This is a genomic window from Mongoliibacter sp., from assembly GCF_007692705.1.
Lineage (GTDB): Bacteria > Bacteroidota > Bacteroidia > Cytophagales > Cyclobacteriaceae > Mongoliibacter.
Genome location: NZ_REBN01000063.1, coordinates 1 through 17,043, shown reverse-complemented (window position 1 = coordinate 17,043; position 17,043 = coordinate 1). Strand labels below are relative to the sequence as shown.

The 17,043-nt window shown below is 40.4% G+C and carries 8 protein-coding genes; 2 read left to right on the top strand and 6 right to left on the bottom strand.

Annotated features, from left to right (window positions below):
- Window positions 1-299 precede the first annotated feature (299 nt).
- From EA341_RS01155 to EA341_RS01130, 6 genes are all read right to left on the bottom strand, one after another.
- Window positions 300-1,406: a carboxypeptidase-like regulatory domain-containing protein gene (locus EA341_RS01155; RefSeq protein WP_293010844.1), complete on the bottom strand. Its 1,107-nt coding sequence runs from the start codon at window positions 1,404-1,406 to the stop codon at window positions 300-302.
- Window positions 1,403-3,880, bottom strand: coding sequence for a hypothetical protein (locus EA341_RS01150; RefSeq protein WP_293010843.1), 2,478 nt, complete (start codon window positions 3,878-3,880; stop codon window positions 1,403-1,405). Before EA341_RS01150 ends, EA341_RS01155 begins: the two co-directional genes overlap by 4 nt.
- A gap of 1,000 nt (window positions 3,881-4,880) precedes the next feature.
- Complete coding sequence (locus tag EA341_RS01145) at window positions 4,881-7,373, bottom strand: Plug domain-containing protein (protein ID WP_293010842.1); 2,493 nt, start codon at window positions 7,371-7,373, stop codon at window positions 4,881-4,883.
- A 193-nt stretch (window positions 7,374-7,566) separates the two neighbouring features.
- Window positions 7,567-8,814 carry a carboxypeptidase-like regulatory domain-containing protein gene (locus tag EA341_RS01140; RefSeq protein WP_293010841.1) on the bottom strand — a complete coding sequence of 416 codons (1,248 nt, stop codon included), beginning with the start codon at window positions 8,812-8,814 and terminating at the stop codon, window positions 7,567-7,569.
- A 305-nt stretch (window positions 8,815-9,119) separates the two neighbouring features.
- On the bottom strand, window positions 9,120-11,615 hold the full coding sequence (locus EA341_RS01135; protein ID WP_293010840.1) for a Plug domain-containing protein: 2,496 nt from the start codon (window positions 11,613-11,615) through the stop codon (window positions 9,120-9,122).
- A 104-nt stretch (window positions 11,616-11,719) separates the two neighbouring features.
- Complete coding sequence (locus EA341_RS01130; RefSeq protein ID WP_293010839.1) at window positions 11,720-14,206, bottom strand: TonB-dependent receptor plug domain-containing protein; 2,487 nt, start codon at window positions 14,204-14,206, stop codon at window positions 11,720-11,722.
- A gap of 448 nt (window positions 14,207-14,654) precedes the next feature.
- Here EA341_RS01130 and EA341_RS01125 point away from each other — a divergent pair, with 448 nt between their 5' ends.
- Together EA341_RS01125 and EA341_RS01120 are read left to right on the top strand one after the other, a co-directional pair.
- Entirely contained in the window at window positions 14,655-15,332 is a 678-nt protein-coding gene (locus EA341_RS01125; protein ID WP_293010838.1) for a hypothetical protein, read from the top strand.
- A gap of 184 nt (window positions 15,333-15,516) precedes the next feature.
- Window positions 15,517-16,542 carry a DUF481 domain-containing protein gene (locus EA341_RS01120; protein WP_293010837.1) on the top strand — a complete coding sequence of 342 codons (1,026 nt, stop codon included), beginning with the start codon at window positions 15,517-15,519 and terminating at the stop codon, window positions 16,540-16,542.
- Window positions 16,543-17,043 lie beyond the last annotated feature (501 nt).

Genomic DNA, 17,043 nt, shown 5'->3' with positions numbered 1-17,043 from the left:
AGAGTAGGAATCAGCCCAATTTGCAAATAATTAAGTCATAGACATTTTCTAAAATTCCTTTGCGTCTTTGCGTCTCCGCGTGAACCAAATACCTAAGATGTCTCACTACGTTCGACATGACAAGGTGAAGTCTTTGACTCTCCTTAACTTCCACAGCTACCTTTGCGGTCTTGAAAGCCAAAGAGTACTAATCAGCCCAATTGGTAAAATTTAAGTTTTAGACACTTCCTAAATTTTCTTTGCGATACTTGGCGTCTTTGCATCTTCGCGTGAACTTACCCGCCGCATGCAATGAAATCTTAGTAATCAATTGGCATCATGTCAGCAACCCTTTCCCAAGCCATATAGCCTTCCACATAGAGGAATTTAGGATTGAAATAACCTCCGTTTTCAAAAATTCTGATTTGACGGCCTCGTAAAATGAGCTTTGAAGTCTGATGGAATATTTTCCTTTGACTTGCTCCTTGTGTGTAAGAAAGGGCACTTGCTGGTTGAAATTGAAGTTTGTATGAAGACTCTTCAGATTCATTCAGATAAAGAACAAATACAGGTTTTCTAAAAGTATAAAACTTACCAGCTCCTTCTGTCGAAAAAAGCACTTGTTCCAAGGTCAGAGCTTCCTCTCCCAATACCTCTTGGTAAGTGTTATTGGGTAAACGCTTGTGCACTACCGGATAAAGCTCAAAACCACTTTCCTCCAAGTCTCCTTTGTACATGGCCCTTATCAAATGTGTCAGGCTTCCATTGAATGCCCTATTCCTATTTTTCTCAACCTTTTTCATTCGGCGAAGGGGTAGGTCCATTTCTTCAAAATAAGGATAACCGAAATAAGACCAGGTTTTTTCTTTTACGACACATTCAAAATCCGTCAGTACAAAAGTAAGTTTGTAGCCTAGATTCGGATTTTCTATTTCCAAAGGAGCTTTTGCTATGGCTATCAAGCTTCCAGGTTTGGATTGATCATCCAAAATCAAAACCTCCGGGTTCAGGATTTTGGTCTTTTTGGCATTTATACTTTCCCCAAGGAAAAACCGTTCAAAAATCTTCAGATTTTTATACCAATCTTTATCCCTTTTTGCCTCCACCATTCTTTCTTTCAAATCTATGGGAATAGGTTGCAGTTCAAATAAGTATTCCGACTTCAGGTTTTCGGTATCCACTGCCAGTGTTTTGCTTCCGTAACCCATAAAGTTCACCACTAACTCAAACTGTCCCTTTGGAATTTCAATTTCAAACTGTCCCCGATTGTCAGTAATAGCCCCAAAAGTTGAGTTGCTGATAAATACTGTAGCATATTCCAGAGGTTCTTTGCTTTGGGCATCCTTTACCTGACCTTTGACCAAATGTTGCGCTTCAGCGCGCCAAATTATACTAAAAAGTAAAATTAATATAAAGGATTTTCTCATTCCTGACTGTTGATTTTGTAAGTTCCGTAAACGGGTTCACCTTCTTTACTTATTCCTTCTACCACGATCAAAAATTCTGACTCTGCATCAGAAAGCGTAAATTCAATTTCACCCTTACCTTCAAAATCTGTTTCCACATAAGGATTCCAAAACACGGTGGATTTTAGGTTATTTTTAAAAGGATCTTTGACCCTCTGGCCTTCTGCGATTTCATTGAAACGGTATGCTTGGGAAAAGCCTGGGATTTTGAAAGCTTTCTCCGGTTTAGGAGGATTAAAACTTGCATAGGACCTTTTGGTTATGATATTGACGACACCGGATACGCCTCTAGCCCCATATGCAATTGTACTAGCTACATTATTGAGGATTTCCAGCCTTTGGACATCCGACATAGGTATAGAGGCAATCAATACCTTGTCAATGACTATTCCATCCAATAAAAACAAAGCTCCTGAGGCATTTTGTAGCCCAGGGCCAAAACTGAAATTGTGAACCCCCATTCTAAAAAATACTTTTGGCGGATTTCCAAAATCATTAGGGTCACCGAGCATAAACATGCCCGGAACTCTTCCCCTCATGTACAAGAACACATTCATGTGGTCATATCCCCGATCTGGGATTTCCAGGGAAATGTCTGGATTTCCTCCATATAAATTTGACTTATCAGAAATGTCGAACGTCTCCCGCCTATTTTCCACATCAATCGTATCTAACAAAACCTCCCTTGAGGCGAAATCCGCTTCCCTGATTTTTCTGTAAAGCATAACATCATTTAGTCCTTGACTACTATGTTCAGGCTGTAGTTCAAATTCTTTTTTGGCTAGAGCAGGACGTAATGCGGTTTCGATAAGACTGATATAATCAGGTTTGATGGGGTATTTTTTCACTATATCCCCTTTTTTGTTTTTTACAATCTGTTGAAACACAACGCTGGCATGATCCTGAAAAAACATGCCATCGAGGGTGAATATGCCATTTGAGTCAGTCTCTACCTCAAAAATCTCGGGAGGACCCTGCATGGGATAGACCAAGACTTCCAACGTTTGGCTTTCCTTCAACAGCTTTCTCTCCCCATCCAACACTTGGAGTTTTTGCGAAAACCCTGTCGGTATTTTGATTGCATCCCCGGATGCTTTCATAGCAAGTGTTTTTTCCAGTGAATTTCTCAGGGGAAATGCCATCATCAGCATGTCCAGTTTTTGGGACAGTTCGGGATCTTCTTTGTCAAAAGCTGGAAAAAAGGCCTCCGATCCTCCTTCAAGATGAGCATGAAGAGAAAAATGACTGTTGATATTGGGCAGCTCAAAAGGGTTGACCTGATTCAGGTCTATGACAGATACCGATAATTCTGATTCAAGTCCATCATCAAATTCATCCATTACCTCAAGTCCTATGCGGACCCGTTCCCTGGGCTGGAAATTTTCCTTCTGATTTTTAAAGCCTATAAGGGACAATGCTCCGGGGTGGAGGAATACATTTCTCTCCCCGAGAATTTTGCCCGATTCGTCTAAAACTGAAATGTTGAAAGTCCCCGGCATGAAATTCTCCTTATGCAGAACCATAGACTGCTGGGCTTCATCCATATCAAAAATCAGCTCATACACCGGAATTCCGCCGGATAAAGCGATCATTTGAAATTTACGGTCTTTGATCTGTGGGGATTTAATCAGGGAAATGAATAGTTTGTCAGGATCTGAGTGGAAATCCGTCTGAATTAACACCCCATCTTGAAAAAAATCGGGGAGCTCATGTTTTTCCCAGTTCCCGTCTGTTCCCCTGCCAAGAATATGATAGCTGTCATTTTCCTCCGGAATAAATTCCACCAAAGCCATTCCCTTGCTGTCAATTTGTATAGGACGAAGGGTATCCGACTTGCTGTTCATCAGATATCCCTGAAATGCAGCAGCAGGAAATCCAGAACCGTTCCTGGCCAAGACCACTGCTTTGTTTACTACATTCGGAATAAGCAATCCAGATTCGGGATGAAAGGAAACACTGATTTTTTCTTCTCTGTCTTTTTTGGCAACCAGTTTGCCAGGTTCCTGAATGGTAATGGGTTTTTGGAAAATATAATCTTCAGCCCATAGGCGCATCAAATCTGTGTAGGCACTCAGCAGATACTCCCCAGTCTCCAAGTCTGATAAAACCAGGTTGGCAGTACCGCTGCCTTCTTCCATCCGCACGATGGATTTTTGGAGAATTTCTGTATCGCCTGCTTTACTCAGAAAGACATAAACGGCTTCAGAGTGTTCAAAAATAGGGTTTGTTTTTACAGGTACTGTTTTGGCGTAGGCTTTAAACCAGACGGTATCATTGGGAAAATAATGTAATTTATCTGTTTGAAGGTATATTTTCTCGAAAGGGATATTGGTGTCTTCTTTCGCTATTTCAGCCTCCATGGCCATTTCCGGCACTTGTGCAGCCAGTTGATGGGAGAAAAAAAGTAAGGTCAGAATGTAGGCTATCGCTTTCATAGGCACTTAATTTTGATTTAATATAACAAATACTTAGTTAACAGCCGGAGGGCTGAAAAAAAATGTACACAATAATATTCACGGATACAAAAAACATTAGTTTTGAAATCTTTGTCTTTTTCCGGTTATGTATTTGGCCATGAAGGCACGAAGACACAAAGTTCTTTGAGCCTTTGCTTTTCTTAATTTTCGAAAGTGGGTTTGCAGGATCTTCTATGCCGATGTTCAGAACAAGTTCCGCGGGATTAATTTGGCCCGCTGATCTCGCTGATTATCGCAGATATCTTTGCGGTCTTGGAAGCCAAAGAGCAGGAATCAACCCAATTTGTAAATAATTAATTCATAGACATTTTCTAAAATCTCTTTGCGTCTTAGCGTCTTGGCGTGAACCCAACACCTAAGATTTCTCACTACGTTCGAAATGACAAGGCGAGGCTCTTGACTCTCTTTACCTTCTGCGCAATCCGGATGCTCTGGACAGGCTCTGCACACTACGCAGGATTAAATTGTCCCGCTGAACCTGTTCCGAGTATCGGAATGCCGCTGATTATCGCAGATACATTTGCGGTCTATAAAGCCAAAGAGTAGGAATCAGCCCAATTTGCAAATAATTAAGTCATAGACATTTTCTAAAATCTCTTTGCTTCTTAGCGTCTTGGCGTGAACCAAATACCTAAGATTTCTCACTACGTTCGAAATGACAAGGTGAAACTTTTTTCCTCTCTTTACCTTCTTCGGTTACCTTTGCGGTCTTGAAAGCCAAAGAGTAGGAATCAGCCCAATTGGTAAAATTTAAGCTTTAGACATCTCCTAAAATTTCTTTGCGATCCTTGGCGTCTTAGCCTCCTCCGCGTGAACCCAACACTTAAGATGTCTCACTACGTTCGACATGACAAGGTGAAGTCTTTGATTCTCTTTACCTTCTGTAATTCTCTGCGTCTCCCTATGCTCAGGACAAATTACGCGTGAACCCCAGAACCCCAGTACCCATAAACCCAAACTATCTCCGACTCTCCTCAGAAAATGAGAAGTTCCCATAAACAGGCTCATTCGCATCAGACAATCCTTCAAAGCTCACATCAAAAGAACTATTCCCTTCGTTGAGTGGAAAAGAAATCCGGATTCTACCGTCCTCATTCGCGCTGAGGCTGGGATTCCAATACAGGGTAGATCTAAAGTCCAAGGCAAAGGGACTACCTTCTTCAGCCTGTCCTGAAGGCACATAAAACTCCCTCTTGGCTACATAGCCTTTTGTAAACAGCAAATCGTTTCCTTGACCCAATCTCGGATCATCTTCCAGTTCACTTGGTGGATTGCCTGTTTTGGTCAGGATATTGATATAGGGCACACCACTCATCAATGCAGCTTTCCCTTGGGATTTGATCACGTCAACCCTTTCTATGTCTATCATATTTAGACTCATGGCCATCAGGACATCGGAAGGTTGACCATCTATCAAAATTGGGTTACCTGCATTTTGAGGCCTTCCGCTGGCATTACCGGTAATCATCCCACCTCTTATAATCACCCTAGGAGGGTTTTGAAAATCAAAAACATCTCCAATTACTTGAACCCCTGGTACCCTTCCTCTTAAAAATTGAATGGCATTAGCATACACAAAATCTTCCCGCTTGACAGGAAGGCTGGCATCCGGTCTATCTCCATATAGGAGGGTCCTATAATCATTTGGCTTGCTGAGGTTGCTTGCTTCCACCGTAATTTCCTGAAGCAATACTTCCTGCCCAAGAATAAACTCTTCCATCATATTTCTTGCTTCACCGACCTTGACCACGTATTCAAAATCAAGATCTTCAATCTGACCTACCGGAATTCCAGTAATCAATTTGTCAGGTCGAAGTTTCACATCAAGGTAATCCAATTGCATATCATTGTTCTTTTTGGGCGCATTGGCTTTACCTTCTTTCTGCAAATAGGCCTGCGTAAATACAGAAACGGAATCAGTAAAATCCAAATCCGAAAACAAAAACCGCCCTTCTTCATCTGTTTCTCCCTCCAAAACCTGTGGCAAATCATAATAGCTATTGACCATCAGCGTCACCTGATGTGGCTCCTTGATGGGATTTCCTCCAAGTTGCTTCACCTGTCCACTGATTTTCAAGCCTTTTTCAAAATCAAAAGTTTTGCTGTTTTTATCTGCCAGTTTTTCCCAGCTGAACCTCCTCCAGCCCTGAGTAAGGAGCAGTTCATCCAAATGCTTTTCTGCTTCTGCATTTTCCAGATCAAAGTAATAATATGGGTTTTCGACCAAACCTTTCAATTCAGCGCTCAATCTATAATGTGAAAGTATGTTTGCAGCATGAGGTTCTGATACAACCTGCCCGGCATCCGTGACGGCAATAGAGAAGTTACCAGCAAGGGGAGCACCAAACTCATCCATGACCAATATATCCATCTCAACCCATTCTTTTGGTTTGTAAGAGGCTTTGTCGAGACTGAATTCTGTCTGCGCCTGTGCATAGGGATGCATGTATACGAGGCGTTCCGCTATTGGAAAACTTCCCGCTTCCATCATGGTAATCTGGGTGATACCCGGAGGAAAATCATCTTTCTCAAAAGTAACTTTTGCAGAGCCGTTTTCCAGTGTGACATTTTCCCGCCAGATCGACTTACCAGCCGAAAGTGCGACCAAAAGCATTTCCTGATTCATGGAGTCATTGCTTTCAATTTCAATAAAGCCCAAGTCCTCATCACTTAACACATCCACCCTTAGAATACTGCCTTTTGATTTTGCCTTTGGCAGCGAAGCAGTTTTCCATTTGCTGTTGAGGGATTTGACATACGCTATGTATTGGCTACCCTTTTCCGGAATAAATGCAAAAGAACCCATACCCATTTGATTGGATTCAAAGCGCAGCAAGGTATCTTTTTGGTTTTGGATCAAAAACCCGTAAAATTCTTCTCCAAGGCCTTTGTCACCAGTAGCTTTGAAACCGACTTTACTTTCAAGTCCTTCGACCAGGTCTCCACCTTCAGGAAAGAAACTAACATTTAAGGTCCCTTCTAGTTCCGTCCTCGGAATAAAGGCGTCCTTGATGTCGCCAATCCAGATGTCTTTGGCAAAAAGATAATGTTCACCCATCTCTTCACTTCTTTTGGAATAAGCAATCAGGCTATAGTTGCCAGGATTGATGTCCCTTGGCAGTACCATATCCCCAAAGCCCATTCCTTCATCGAGCCTGATGATCATTTGCTCTACTGGTTCGCGGGTCAGGTTGCTGTACAGGTTCACATATAAAGGGACAGTTGGTGTCGCCTGTGGTAATTCAGCGCCGTTTTCCACAAGCCCATAGGCCTTCACCCAAATGGTGTCATTGGAAAAATAATGAGACTTATCGGTATGCAGGTAAACCTTTTCATATGGGTTTGACTGTACATATCCAGCTATTTTATCCTGCAGTTCTTTGGAAAAATCCTGGGCCACAAGTGACAAAGATGCTAAAAGAAAGGTCATTAAAAACAAGGATCGAATCATATCATATTTGTTTTATGTGATTGTCCGCTTTCTTTCCAGTAGAATCCTAACCATAGAATAAATCAACGATTTCAAGCCAATATCAATGAATAACTTGTTCCGAGACTTCGGAATCCAATATCTATTAATATCGGGTTGAATTAATACCCACTCTAAATTGGTTACTGGTCTAATTGCGAGTTTACATATTGTTTTAATCATTCAATTCATAATCAAAGGGCATCAAGTCCCCTATTTTTTCCCATGCCATATATCCTTCTATCAAAAGGTCGAAAGGATGGAAGTAACTTCCATTCTCAAAAATCTGTACAGCATTTCCCAACATATTGATAGTGGATCTTTGGGCACTGTTTGAGGTGTTGGTTTCTACAACTACTCCAGCCCTGACCATTTGGGCATTCTTGTCTATCTCTTTTTTTGCGAATGCGACTTCTTCAACTTCTTCTGTGAAGACAATGTAAACAGGCTTGTCATAGGTCAGGAAAGTCAATTCATTTCTGGAAACATCTATCAGGTCTTTTTCAAAAAGTCTTTTTTCTGTAACCATTTCAATTTCCCCAGGTAATTCCTTACGTCGAATTACATTTTTCAGACTGTCCCTTACCAGAGGATTGAGACTTTTTCTCAACTCTTCCTGAGCCAGTTCGGCCATTTCTTCACTTGCCCATTCCGGATTTGTGACACGCTCTATGGCATACAGTTCATACCCCTCTTCCTCCAGTTCTTCATGATACAATGACCTGATAAAATGTGCAACACTGCCTTTGAAAGCCCTCTCTCTGTTTTTTTGCAAACTCCTTTGTCTTCTTCTTGGAGCATCTTCTTCTATAAAAAACGGATAACCTGCATATCGAGAAATCCTACTTTCCAAGTCCAACTCAAAACCTTCCAGCACATATTGGATGGTATATCCCAAATTAGGGTTTTCAATCAAAAGTGTTTCCCTTGCCCGGGCCCTGAGTTTTCCTTTTTCGGTTTCTGCATCCAAAATCAAGACTTCAGGATTGAGAATTTTACACCTTTCACCGTTGATACTATTCCCTAAAAACTCCTCTTTGAATACATCAAGGTTTCTATACCATGTGCGGTCTCTTTTCATTGCAACCTCCGCTTCTTCCAAATCAATGGGTTCCGGCAAAATCCTGAATTCGTAGCTTTTCATCAGGTTTTGGGTACTGAAATCATACTTAAAAGTCTGGTAGCCCATAAAGCTGATGATCAACTCATGTTTACCGGAAGGAATATCAATGGAAAACTGACCATTGCTATCCGAAATATCACCAAAGGTGGAGTTATTGATAAATACTGTAGCATATTCCACTGGCTGAAGCGTTTCCGCATCAATTACTTTCCCCTGAATTACAAATTGGGAAAATGCCTTTTGCGAAAACCCCAAAAAGGCTAGAAAGAAGAAAAAGTATAAGGGTTTTATTTTTCGCATTTAAAATGGTTTTATATGATTTTATTTTCTATTAGCATTGACATTAGACTATGCGTCATTCTGAGTGAGGAACGAGTGAAGAATCTCCCAGTTTAAAGGTAGGAGATCCTTCTCCCGATTCTCGGGATCAGGATGACGCCTAAACATATGTCATTATCTTTTCTGAGCATTTTTTCCAATGTTAAATTCTCAGAATGACGCCGTAATAATCTCATCGCCTTTCTGTAAAAGCCTATTCAAGATTCCCATGGTATCACATCAATTAATTCACTCAGGTAATTGATTTGCTCTTAAGCAATATTTCCTCAATCTACCTGAATGGTATATTTCCCAAATACTGGTTCCTTGCTTTCACTTAGCCCTTCAATTATAATATCAACTTCTGTTCTTCCCTCAGTCAAGGGAAAGCTGAGGGAAATTTTACCATCCAGGTCACTTTTTAACAGTGGGTTCCAATAGATTGTAGATCTATAATCAGTGAAATATACTTCCTCAGGCACTATTTCATTGCTGGGAACATAAAACTCTCTATAAGGCAAATATCCTTTTGTGAAGATCAATTCATTTCCCATACCAAGTCTTGGATCTTCATCCAGTCTAGGGTTGGGGCTTCCCGTTCTTGTCAGTACATTAACTACAGGCCCTCCCAACATTGCCGTTCTTGCAAGAGAAACCATCACGTCCACCCTTTCAATATCCACCATTTGGAGGGTCATTGCCATTGCATCATCAACGGGGTGGCCATCAATCCAGATTTGTGCTCCTCCCATTTGTTCCCTTCCACTCGCATTGCCCGTGACTGTTCCACCTCTAACCTGTACTGAAGGTGGATTGGAATAATCAAATACATCTCCTACAACATTTACCCCTGCAAACCTTCCTCTGATCAAATGGTAGAAATTTGCATAAACAAAGTGTTCTTCTGTTACTGTGATGCTTTTTTCAGGATTATCTCCGTAGAGCATCGCCCTTTGGTCAGGTTTTTTCATGTGGCTCTTTGCTTCTATCACTACCTCTCCCAATTCTACTTCCTGACCAAGAATAAATTGCTCCATCATCCTTTGAGCTTCACCGGCCGTGACCAAATAGGTCTCATCTAACTTATCCTTGTCCAATTCTTTTACTGCCGTGATCAGTTTTTCAGGCCTGGGCTTTTTCACTTTATTCTCCAGACTGATTTCATTGGCTTTGACGATTTTTGGTTCTGCGGCCTTACGGATTTTTTCCGTGTATGCCTGCGTAAAGACTGCTACCGAATCATAGAAATCAAGGTTTTCAAATTTGAAAGAGCCTTTTTCATCCGTAGTTCCCTGCAGCACTTCAGGCATAAAATAAAGAGAATAAATCATCATGGTGATTTCCCTGGGTTCCTTCACCGGATTTCCTCCTATTACTTTAACATTGCCGGAAATACTCAAACCTGTTTCAAATCTGGCTTCTGGCATGTCCTCTTTTTCCATTACCTCTTTCCAAGAAAACCTCCTCCAGCCTTGGGTAAGCATCAAATTATCCAAAGCCATATATGCATCCTCATTTTTTGAATCAAAATAGTAGTATGGGTTTTCTATCGCTCCTTTGATTTCGGAACTCAATCTGTAATGGGTAAAAATATTCTCCCCAAATTCAGGATTCATTACCTGACCTGCATCCGTCACTGAAATAGAAAAATCTCCCTTGATGGGCACTCCAAATTCATCTTTTATCAGCATGTCCAACTCAACGGTTTCTTTTGGTCTGAAGGATTCTTTTTGAAAGTTAAAATCTACCTCTGCCTGGGCAAAAGGGTGGAAAAAAACCAGTCTTTCAGCCACTGGCCGTAGATTTTCATCGAAAAGGGAAAACTGTATAATTCCTGTTGGAAAATCATCTTTTTCCAGCATTAGGCTTGCTTCCCCTTTCTCTAAGCTAATTTCTGTATCATAAATGAGTTTTCCTTCTGCAATCCCCAAAAGCCAAAAACGCTGGCTCTCTGTATCTTTTTCGCTTATATTGATTTCAAACACGTCTCTTTCTTCCTCCAACAATACCGAAAGCACTGCGCCGTTTTCTTTTGCAGGGGGAATGGGAAATGCTTTCCATTCCGTATCGGCAGTTTTGACAAAAGCCTGATATGTTCTACCTTTTTCAGAAGTGAATTTTACCCGTCCCATACCCATCATATTGGATTCAAATCTTGCTACGGTGTCCCGGGTATCATCCACCAAATAACCGTGGAATGGTACACCTAAGCCTTTATCCCCAACGGCTTTTATACCCATAGTGGATTTGAGTCCTTCCACCAAATCCCCACCTTCAGGAAAGAAATTCACTTCCATATTTCCTTCCAGTCCAATTCTGGGTACAAAAGCATCACGAATATCCCCTATCCATATATCTTTGGTAAAAAGATAATCCCAACCCTTTTCCTCACTATATGCAGTATAGGCCACAAGCTGATAATTACCAGGGCTTAGATCCCTTGGAAGTATGATGTCGCCTACACCCCAACCCTTTTCCAATTTCATAACTTCCTCCATAATGGGTTCTTTTTGGATGTTCTTGTAGAGGTTGATGTACAATGGTGCCGAAGCAGTGGGGTTGGGAATCAATTCACCGGTTTCCATGGTGCCATATGCCTTGATCCAAATGGTATCGTTCAGCAGGTAATGGGGTTTGTCCGTGTGGAGATAGACTTTCTCAAAGGGTACTTGCCTTTGGTAATCTTCAAGTGAGGATTGTAGGTTTGAAGCAGGGCTTTGCGCAAAAGATTTAGCAAAAAAAATAAACACAAATGAAAATAGGGAAAATGTGGCTTTCTTCATATTTTGTTTGGGTTACACTATCATTACGGAACAAAAATTCTTTAGTTCATGAAAATAGTAAATTTTAGTTTTTATAATGTTCAATAAAGTTGAAAATGTTAAAACTATGGCTCTTCCACACTAAAACCGAAACTTGCATGTATACCTTTTCCTGAATTGGAAAGCCCTTCTACAGTTACTTTTACTTCTGGACTTAGTTCAGTCAAGGGGAAATCAAGAAATACTTTTCCTCTTACATCTGTTTTTACATGAGGTTGCCAATAAATCGTGGACCTTACATCCATGGCAGCAGGAGCATTCAAACCCGGACTTGTAGGTGGAATATAAAACTCCCTTACAGGGGAATATCCCTGAGTGACTAAAGTTGCATTTCCAAGGACTTCTTCCCGCTCACTGTCCCTTTCAGGATTCCCGGATATGGTCAGTATATTCACTATGCCTCTTGCACCAAAAGCTCCAAAAGCAGATGCTTTAGCCTGATTTCTGATAATATCCACCCGCTCTATTTCTGTAATGGGCAATACTGCTGCTAAACCCGGATTAGATGGAGCACCATCAATAAATATCTCAGCACCTTGAGCTCCTCTGACTCCCTGAGCCCCTCTGATCACAATGGCAGGAGGCTCTGTCAAGTTGAAGACATCTCCCTGAACCACCACACCCGGCAAGCGTCCTCTGATCAGCTGATAGACATTCTGAAACATGTAAAATTCTTCTGACACCTCTATATACAAATCCGGATTATTGTTGTATTGGGTGGTGCGCATGTCCCGAACCCTGTCACTTCTTCTTCCTCGTACAGTTACACCTCCAAGTTCAACTTCACGGTTGAGAATCATCTGTTGGTATAAGTTCCTAGATTCCTTTACTGTGACCAGATATTCTTCATAATCCTTGAAATAATCCCTTTGAGGCAAGGCAATTCCACTCTTCACATTAATTTCTGGAATTTCTTTCTGATGCAGGACCACCTCATTCCTTTTGAGTTCTATTTTTTTGCCCCTTCTTTCCTTTTCCAGGTAAGCCTGCAAAAACACACCGACAGAATCCTGATAATCCATCCCTACAAACATGAAATTACCCCGCTCATCCGTTTCACCTTCATAGATGATGGGGCTTCCATAAAAATGCTTGACCAGCATCGCCAGTTTGTATGGTTCATCCACTGGTTTTTCATTCAATTGCATCACCCTGCCTTCAATGGTCAACCCATACTCCAAATTGTATCTGGGATCACTTTCCATTTTGGATAGATTGTCCCAAGAAAAGCGCCTCCATCCCTGGGTCATCAACAAGGTATTCAAGTACCTTTCTGCATTTGGATTTTCTATATTGAAATAAAAATAAGGCTGCTCTATATTTCCTTTTACCTCGGAAGCCAACTCAAGATAGGTTAAAATATTAGCTCCATTCTCCTGATGGCTTACCTGATATGCATCTGTTACGCTCACAGAAAAATCCCCTGAGACGGGTTGACCTGATTTATCCAGGATCTCAATATCCATGCGTACCCTATCTTTAGGCTTGTAGCTATCCTTTTCCATCCTAAAACTGGCTTCAGTATCAACAAAAGGCTTCAGGTAAATTATCCTCTCAGCCAAAAGCCTGGTCTCCTCATCCATCAAGGTAAACGTGTGTATTCCCGAGTCAAAATCATCTTTTTTGAAGGTAAAACGCATCATCTTCTGGTCAGTCTCGATTTTTCTGTGCATGACAACCTTTCCTTTGGACATACCCAAGAGGTTTAGGGATGAAGGTTTTATTTTCAGATTGTGTTGGATCTTGACTTCCACCTCATCACTGCTGTAATTTGGATCCATTTGAAAGGAAATTCCCTCCTGACGGACATTTGGAAACCCAAAATTCTCCCATGTTTGACCGGAAACTTTGGCCCTCATTTCATAGGTTTCTCCATGCTCGGCCTTAAATTGAAAAAGGCCCATTCCCAGGTGTTCTGAGTGAAAAGCCAATAAAGTATCCTGCTTACTGTTAAGAATGTAACCTTCCACATCAACTCCATTTCCGTATTCATCCGTAGCTTTGAATGCAACCCTACTTTCCATACCTGCAACCAGATATCCACTTTCTGGAAAAAATTGAAGATTGAATTTTTGGCTTTCCGATTCATTTTTTGGGATATCAGCAATATCACCTACCCAAATATTTTTTTGGAAAAAAACCTCCTCTCCAAAATTTCTCATCCATTCTGTATAAGCTCTCAGTGTGTATATTCCGGAATTTAAGTCTCTCGGAAGCACTATGTCACCATCTCCCATCCCCTCATCCAAACGGATCACTTTTCTGCTAATCAGTGGTTCTGATCCTGGTTGAATCAATTCCACATAAAGAGGCACAGAGGGTGTAGGTTTTGTATCAGTCCCTTCCTTATCCATAATTCCATAGGCCTTAAACCATATAGTATCATTTAAAAAATAATGTGGCTTATCTGTGTGGAGATAGACTTTTTCAATGGGATAGCTTTTGTGGTAAGATTCGATAGCATCTATAAGTTGTTCAATTGGGCTTTGCCCATAACCAAATTGAATTAAGGTAAAAAAGAAACAAAGAGAAATCAAAATTGATTTTTTCATATTTTATTTGGAGTATACTGATTTTACGGCACTAAAATTTTATGGTTTAATAACATTCAGAACAGACACGCAAGGCATGAAATAATCACAATAAAAGCCATGGGGTTATAATGAACTTCATACTCCTCTAAAATTTACTCATTTCTTGCTCAAACGATAGGCACATAACAATAATTAATTCGGAGCTAAGATTCTATTTCAGTATTTTCAAATGAATTTTCAAAAAAATCAAACCAAAAATAAAGAGATGGGTTTATACCATAATTAGCATAAAACTTATAAAAAAAGATACATATCGTATATTTGAAAAAATCCGTAAAATCTAGAGTGTGGTAATCGTCCAAAAGCAACACTACCATATCTCTATTTTTGTAGCGTAATGGGAGTCAGTCTATTTTGCCTTTGGTATTTGTCAGGCTCTGAACTTTAACAATTAAACAATAAACAGATGAAAAAGGCTTTACTTTTATTCGTTTTTATTCTTCAAACTCCCATTTTATTGTATGCACAAAAAGAGGTTGGAGTTTTTCCAAAATCATATTGGAGTTCAGGAGGAGAGTGGATTTTCTCTGCAGGTACAGTTGAAGGTTACAATAATGTTTTAAGGTGGGCTCCAGTTTTCAACGTTCAGAATGTGCTTAACTTTGACAAAAGCCAAAATTTTGGATGGTTTACGGGAGTCAATGTGAGAAATGTGGGTTTTATTTTTGATGAGTCTCCTTCCATCAGAAAAAAAGTGAGGACCTATAATATAGGCGTTCCCTTAGGAGTGAAATTTGGAGACTTAAATAATCAGTTTTTCTTTGCAGGTTATGAATTAGAATGGGCAGTCAATTACAGAGAACGTACCTTTATTGACGAAAGGAGAGTAGACCGTTTCAATGTTTGGTTCAGTGATAGAGTGAATAATTGGCAAAGTTCTTTATTTGCAGGAATATCCTTACCCGGTGGCACTGACATCAAGTTGAAATACTATCTGACCGAATTTTTCAATAGGGATTTTACGGTTGCAGATCCTAATACTGGTGTCATTTCAAGGCCTTATCAAGATTTCCGCGCCAATGTTTTTACTATCTCACTTAGCTTCAACGTTTTTAAGCAGGGTCAATTTGTTGTAGGAGAATAATTTCTATCTTGGAATTAAGTCCAGATAGATGTATGGCAAAAATACAAGCTAATAGAGCTTGTCCGGAGATGGGGAGTTTGAGCAGTGCGTCGCATACCGAAATGCCAGATTGATGCAGGGAAACGATGTTAGATTTTCCTGATGCCAAGGACAGGTAATGGCAAATGAAATAATTTATACATACATGAAATCCTTTTTGGTATTTTTGGCAGTTTTTCTGGTTTTTGGTTTCAGGTCCTATGCCAATACCCTTTCAGATTCCATTGTTTTTCAAAACAATAATTACTTAGTAGGAGAAATTAAATCCTTGGAAAAGGGTGTCTTGACCATGAAAACCTCTTTTAGCAAGGAAAATTTTAAAATAAAGTGGCTTGAGGTAGCTGAGGTGTATTCAGAAAAATCCTTTTTGTTGACTACCAAAACAGGAATTCGAGATTTCGGGAGAATCAGTAGTCCTAACAAGGGAGAGCTCTTAGTTCTAGTCGCAGAAGATCAACAATACCGCTATGCTATTGAAGATATAGTGACCATAAAGCCACTGGAAAGTGGCTTTTTGTCCCGATTCAATGCCGCAATAGATATGGGTTTTACTTTGACTAGAAGTAGAAACCAAAGACAGTTCACCCTCAGGAGTAGATTTGGATATACTTCAAAAAAGTGGTCTTTTGATGGTTCGTACAATAAACTCTATACCTCACAGTCAGGGGCAGAAACCATCAGAAGGGGGGATGGTAACCTCACTTCTTTATATGACCTGGAAAAGGATTGGCTTGGTATCGCCCGAATTGATTACCTATACAATACCGAGCAATTGATTGACATCAGGGTTAACAATAAAATAGGTTTAGGGAAATACCTGTTGAACTCCAACCGCATGCAGTGGACAGCTTTGGGTGGACTTTCGTACAATGTAGAGAACTTTGACAGTGAGGTTTCTAGAAGAAGAAGTGTGGAGACCTGGTTAGGCACAGAGCTCAATATATTTAATATTCAGAAAATCAGTTTACAATCCACTGTTTTTGCTTATCCGAGTTTGACAGAAAGGAACAGGATTAGGGTAGATTACAGATTTGATATCAAGTATGACCTGCCTTTGGATTTTTATTTGAAAGCTGGGACTACTGTTAATTATGACAGACAACCTGTGAGTGGTGCCAATAGCCTGGATTATATTGTTCAGACAACTTTTGGATGGTCTTTTTCCAAATGAAGTAGGGCCTTTTTTATTTTTGGACAGTAAGGTTTTAAAATTTAAAAAGTCACGGCTGTTTTCTTTACAGTATTGAATGCCAAAGAGCAGAAATCAGCCCAATTATCAAAAAAAATTACCTTAAGAGTCTTCCTAAATTTTCTTTGCGATCCTCTCGAGTTGATCGGGACAAGTTTGGCATCTCCCGATGCTTGGGACAAGTTTCGCGTGAACCAAATACCTAAGATGTCTCACTACATTACCAATGACAAATAGCTATTTCTCGCGGCGATCGCTGCGGCTTCGCTGCGCCCGCTGCGTGAACCCTTTTGTCATTTTACGATCTGTAAATACCAAATTTTAAAATCTCGAAATGACAAGGTAGGATCTTTGCCTCTCTCTGCCTTCTGCGCTTATCCGCGTTATCCGCGGGACTTTATTCTCCCACTGATTGTGCTGATTTTCGCAGATACATTTGCAGTCTTTAAATTTAAAGAGTACTAATCATCCCAATTGGTAAAA

What these genes read in the sequence shown, in the direction of transcription:
- EA341_RS01140 (WP_293010841.1), bottom strand. Translation starts at nt 8,814, where the DNA reads ATGCGAAAAATAAAACCCTTATACTTTTTCTTCTTTCTAGCCTTTTTG.
- EA341_RS01155 (WP_293010844.1), bottom strand. Translation starts at nt 1,406, where the DNA reads ATGAGAAAATCCTTTATATTAATTTTACTTTTTAGTATAATTTGGCGC.
- EA341_RS01125 (WP_293010838.1), top strand. Translation starts at nt 14,655, where the DNA reads ATGAAAAAGGCTTTACTTTTATTCGTTTTTATTCTTCAAACTCCCATT.
- EA341_RS01150 (WP_293010843.1), bottom strand. Translation starts at nt 3,880, where the DNA reads ATGAAAGCGATAGCCTACATTCTGACCTTACTTTTTTTCTCCCATCAA.
- EA341_RS01135 (WP_293010840.1), bottom strand. Translation starts at nt 11,615, where the DNA reads ATGAAGAAAGCCACATTTTCCCTATTTTCATTTGTGTTTATTTTTTTT.
- EA341_RS01145 (WP_293010842.1), bottom strand. Translation starts at nt 7,373, where the DNA reads ATGATTCGATCCTTGTTTTTAATGACCTTTCTTTTAGCATCTTTGTCA.
- EA341_RS01120 (WP_293010837.1), top strand. Translation starts at nt 15,517, where the DNA reads ATGAAATCCTTTTTGGTATTTTTGGCAGTTTTTCTGGTTTTTGGTTTC.
- EA341_RS01130 (WP_293010839.1), bottom strand. Translation starts at nt 14,206, where the DNA reads ATGAAAAAATCAATTTTGATTTCTCTTTGTTTCTTTTTTACCTTAATT.